A 1,323-nucleotide genomic window follows, 5' to 3' on the forward strand; every position below is an offset into this window, starting at 1 on the left:
CAAACATCCTATGGAGGATGCTAATGAAAATATTTGATGAAATTGAATCTGAAGTTCAGAGCTATGCTCGTTCTTTCCCTCGTGTTTTTAATCGCGCTAAGATGGAACACCTCTACGATGAGGAGGAAAATGAGTATCTAGACTTTCTGGCGGGTGCGGGAACACTTAACTACGGGCATAACAATCCGCTATTTAAGCCTCTCTTAATGGACTACATTGAGAATGATGGTATTACGCATGGCCTGGATATGCATACCAAGGCGAAAGGTGAATTTCTAGAGGCTTTTAATGAGAAGATTCTAAAGCCTCGGGATCTCGATTATGTTATGCAGTTTACTGGTCCGACTGGTACCAACGCAGTTGAAGCGGCTTTAAAGCTAGCGCGTAATATTAAAGGCCGTCAGAACATTATTTCTTTCACCAATGGTTTTCATGGCGTTAGCCTTGGCTCTCTGGCTGCGACGGGTAACTCTCATCATCGTGGCGCGGCGGGTGTCAGCTTAGGCGGCGTAAGCCGCGTGCCTTATGACGGCTACTTAGGTGACGAGATTGATACCACAGCTTATCTTGATAAAGTGCTTTCAGATTCCAGCAGTGGCATCGACAAGCCCGCTGCAGTGATTGTTGAAACTGTGCAAGGTGAAGGCGGTATCAATGCGGCTAGTTTTGAATGGTTGCGTAACTTAGAAAAAGTCTGCCGAAAGCATGATGTACTGCTTATCATCGATGATATACAGGCGGGTTGCGGTCGTACTGGCACCTTCTTTAGCTTTGAAGAAGCAGGCATTAAGCCCGATATGGTGACCTTATCGAAATCACTTGGCGGATACGGCTTACCTTTTGCTGTTGTTTTATTTAAGCCAGAGCTGGACCAATGGAAACCAGGAGAGCATAACGGTACGTTTAGAGGCAACAATTTTGCTTTTGTGACCGCGAAAGCTGCCATTGATCATTACTGGTCTGACGACAAATTCTCGAACGAAATTAAGCAAAAAGGCAAATACATTAAATCGCGCCTGGAAAAGATTGTCGACTTGTATGGCGACGGAAATTTCACGACCTGTGGACGCGGCATGTTTCAAGGGATTAACTGTGTAAACGGTGAGATCGCTGGCAACATTACACGCAATGCTTTTCAGCAGGGGCTTATCATTGAGACAAGCGGTGCTGATGATCAGGTGGTTAAATTTTTATGTCCTCTCGTAATCAGTCAAGACTCTCTCAAAAAGGGTATTGATATTGTTGAGCAAGCGATCAAAGAGGTTTGTGCTAAAGAAGACCAAATCCCTGAAGATAGCGACTATTTTGATGATGCGAAGATGG

At 44.8% G+C, this 1,323-nt stretch carries 1 protein-coding gene; it reads left to right on the forward strand.

Going from position 1 to position 1,323, the window contains the following annotated elements:
• Positions 1–23 precede the first annotated feature (23 nt).
• Positions 24–1,323, forward strand: a 1,300-nt coding sequence (gene ectB, locus A3766_RS18630) for a diaminobutyrate--2-oxoglutarate transaminase (protein ID WP_068642764.1), incomplete at its 3' end; no start/stop codon positions are given.

The sequence above is a fragment of the Oleiphilus sp. HI0132 genome (genome assembly GCF_001635845.1).